Consider the following 3,864-nt stretch of genomic DNA (forward strand, 5'->3'; position numbering starts at 1 on the left):
TCGAAAAGAAAGAGGGTGATATTATGCGGTGGTGTCCGAAATGTGGTTCAGAATTTTTAAATAAAAGAGAAAAATGTTCCGATTGTGATGTTATGCTTACGGAGGAGGAATCAGCGGAGGAAAGTGACCCGGAAATGGAGTTTGTAGAGACTGAGTTTCTCGTCACCGCTTCCAGTGAAATTGAAGCGAATATGCTGACTTCTTTTCTCGAATCTAACGGCATCAAAACGATGAGAAAGTACCGGGAAGCAGGCGGCTACTTAACTGTTTACATGGGAGACACAAGCTATGGCATTGATATATACGCGGATAAGAACAGGCTGGAAGAAGCGAAAGAGCTGATAGATTTTGCTTCTCTTAATGGGAACAGCAGTGAAAAAGAAAAATCTGCCGGCGGAAAAAAACTTAGCTTGTCATGGAAGGTATTCATCATTATTTTTATCAGTATGGGGTTGCTCGGGAGTTTGTTTACTAGGTAATTATTAAAAGCTGCACTTCCTCCGAAGGTGCAGCTTTTTTGTGGGATGGAAATCAACATTTAAATTAAAATAACCGGAGAATATCCGGTTATCTGTTGTTTGGGCCCACGTTTGAGTATAAATAAGGGGAAGGTTTCCGGTTATACTGATAAAAACCCCCCATTTTCGACTTTTTGGAGTCGATAGGCGGAATTTCTCCGCCTATTTTTTGGTTTTTTATTAAAAAATACTAATTAACCGGAATTTATCCGTTTATTTATTTACGCGGCAGCTTCCCCTCACTACATACCTTAAAAGTCTCATCCAAGCATACTGGTTCCTGCCTTCCTGTCCTATTCTCTCGGATGTCCAACACTAATGGACTATGTTAACGCAAAAACTGACAAAAAACTATAGTATAATATTCTAAATTTATTTAATTTTCACATAATTAATTGACGCACTCTTCATGATATGGAAAAATTTCATATGACACAAGGGTTCTTGTGATTACTAGTCAAAAGGGTGATGAAATGTTAAGAAAAAAACCTACTATCTTTACTCTGATTCTGGTTTTATCACTGTTTGTTTCAGGAATGGTTTTTTCAGCAGACGATTCAGTCAAGCAGACAAACGAGTCAACTGATTTGCAGCCTGGGGATGTGAATGTTGTTCCGTTGCAAATCACTGGACCACCTGAGGAGAGACTTAATTTAATCCTTTTAGGTGACGGTTATACTGCCGAGGAAATGGACAAGTTCCACGCAGATGTTGACCGAAATCAAAATGTGCAGTGGAGTGTGGAACCTTTCCGAAGCTACCGAAACTATTTTAATGTTTACGTAGTGGAGACTCCATCCGTGGATTCCGGAATAAGCTGTGATCCTGATGACGGAAATGTGCGCATGGATACAGTTTATAATCTGCAATATGCAAATCAATGTCCAGCGGATGCCTTAGCAAGAGGAATTACGTATGGATCCGGTGGTGCGCAGGCTAGAAATGAAATTCTTGCGAACCATGTAGCACCAGCACTTGGGCTCTCCCCTAACGCCCAAAACATCCAGACATTAGCACTCGCGAACACGTTTACTTATGGCGGTATCGGCGGAGTTCACGCAACAACTTCTGCCGGAAGTCCTCAAGGCCCATTAGTTTCACTTCACGAACTCGGCCATTCACTCGGTAATTTGCAGGATGAATATGCTTATAGAGACCGCGGGGTTCCAGGTGCACCTCATCCGAACTCTGAGCCAAATTCCATTCACCACACACGTATGACTTCAGAAGAAATGATTCAAAGAGAAGCAAAATGGTGGCGCTGGTTAGGAGAAGAAAGCGAATCTGGCGGTATCATTCGTGCAGCAGACCCGGACGGTTACGAAAGCGGACTATACAACGGTTCAAACGTCTGGAGACCAAGTCTGCATTCCATGATGAGACATACAGGCTTTTATTTTGACCAGGTCAGCCGGGAACACATGGTACACCGGATTACAGGTATGCGTAACGCTGGTGAAATGCCTGTTTCTTCCACTCCTGAAGGGGAAGTCGGAGAAAGTGACGTACTATGGGTAGAAACGATGCACCCAAGGTTCCATATGCTCGATGTGACTTGGGAAATTAACGGTGAAGCTGTAAATAACACGAATAACAGCCGTTATCTTGCCCTTTCGGCATTAAGTGTGGAGCAAGGTGACGAAATCAAGGTTACTGTCCAGGACCGAACCGAGTTTGTCCGTGATCCTCAGCATCTTGATGGTCCGAGAATGACTCAGATAAGGGAATGGATAATTGGTGAAGCACTGCCTGAAATTGATGTTGAGGTGAAATTCACTAATTCGTCTTCCCAGGAAAATGCGTTAGCTTATGATGAAATTGCTTTTGTTCAGACACCTAACCCGAATGATCGCATGTTAACCGTAACATGGGAGCTGAACGGAGAAGAATTGCCTAATCCTGATAACAGCCGACTACTGGATTTAAGTGCACTTGACCTCCCGGATGGAGCTTCTGAACTTACGGTAACAGTCACTGACCCAGGTTTTAGTGATGATTCAGATTCTATCACCTGGATTGTTGATAACGGTCTTCCAACGGCGCCAAGAACTTTATCAGACCCACTCACTTCTCTTTCAGGCGATGAGGAGCATAATATCTACTTCAATGAGTTTGACATGTTTCTTGACCCTCAAGACGACCAGCCAGGATTTGTCGTTGGCGAGCTTCGCCTCAATGGACAAGGTTGGTTTAACTATTTCGGCTTCCCTGATGAGCCGGAAGGTACACCATTTACATTTGCACATTCTGGTACTGACGTAAAGGAACTCACTTACGGCAACCTTGGCAGCTTCGGGCTCTCTATCGCAACTTTTGAAAGAACATATACAGAGGACGACCCATATGGTCCATTTATCCCTGGTTTTGGCACTCACACCATTGAACACCGTGCAATCGATGCCACAGGTAATATCGGAGATGCGGAAGAATTCCAGGCCACTGTACTTCCAGGAGACCTTCCTGAATGTACGGACACTCTGTCAGGAAACATTAATGGCGGACTCACTGTAAAGGAAGGTGTTACCTGCTTAGACAGTGCGCAGGTGCGTGGCGGACTAACAGTGGAAAATGGAGCTTCTCTTATCGCCTTTGACAGTTCCATTAACGGAGGTATCAAGACCTCAGGCGGAGAGGTTATCCAGCTGTTTGGAACAACTGTTAACGGTAATTCAGCAATAACTGGCACATCAAGTAATATTACTTTAGCAGGAAATTCGTTTAATGGCGGATTAACTTTATCTCAAAACAATCAGATTTCTGCTAATGAACAGTATGGAGAATATGGCCCGATTCTTTCCGGTAACGACATCAGCGGCAAGCTCACATGTACTGGAAACAATGCAACAGTAACCGACTTCGGTGCTTCAAACAATATAAGTGGAAAACAAAGCGGTGATTGTGGCGGATTGTAAGATGGTTTTTACAGGACGCATTATTTAACTGGAGTGGCTGGGAGGCTGTCCCAAAAGGTCGCTAAATTGCGACCTTTAAAGGACAGCCTCTTTTTTGTAAAGCTGTTTTTGGTTGATTTTCGAAAGTCGAAGGCCTCTTATCCTGCCTTCGGCTCTCTTTTTGTTTCTTTTTGGCCCTTGAACTTTAGATGTGTTTCCCATTTTAGAAAGTTATGGGCAATACAAAGAAGACCCCATTCCAGCGTCGTTTTGGAAAGGCCTCTCAGATAGAACCGATTAAAGCCCCGGTTATATTTAATTTGGCCAAAAACCGGCTCTACGTCACACTTCCTTCGCCGGTAAAGCTGACTGCCAGTTTCTGTCTGAAGTCGTTCCCGAACCTGCCTTCGCTGTTCCTGATTCTTCATGGACACACTAATCGTTTTCGTATCTTT

At 43.7% G+C, this 3,864-nt stretch carries 3 protein-coding genes; 2 read left to right on the plus strand and 1 reads right to left on the minus strand.

Annotated features, from left to right (window positions below):
- A partial coding sequence (locus BK582_RS17115) for a putative signal transducing protein (protein ID WP_218190737.1) occupies nucleotides 1-479 on the plus strand: 479 nt, incomplete at its 5' end.
- Nucleotides 480-991: 512 nt separating this feature from the next.
- The gene (locus tag BK582_RS17120) at nucleotides 992-3,430 is read left to right on the plus strand and encodes a M64 family metallopeptidase (RefSeq protein WP_078596206.1); all 2,439 of its coding nucleotides are present in this window, start codon (nucleotides 992-994) and stop codon (nucleotides 3,428-3,430) included.
- A 137-nt stretch (nucleotides 3,431-3,567) separates the two neighbouring features.
- Here the strand turns inward: BK582_RS17120 and BK582_RS17125 are convergent.
- A partial coding sequence (locus BK582_RS17125) for a transposase (protein ID WP_169911276.1) occupies nucleotides 3,568-3,864 on the minus strand: 297 nt, incomplete at its 5' end.

The organism is Evansella clarkii (genome assembly GCF_002019695.1).
GTDB classification, from domain to species: Bacteria; Bacillota; Bacilli; order Bacillales; family Salisediminibacteriaceae; genus Evansella; species Evansella clarkii.

Bases quoted from the DNA above. Each gene is read 5' to 3' on its own strand.
- BK582_RS17120 (WP_078596206.1), top strand. From the start codon at position 992: ATGTTAAGAAAAAAACCTACTATCTTTACTCTGATTCTGGTTTTATCA.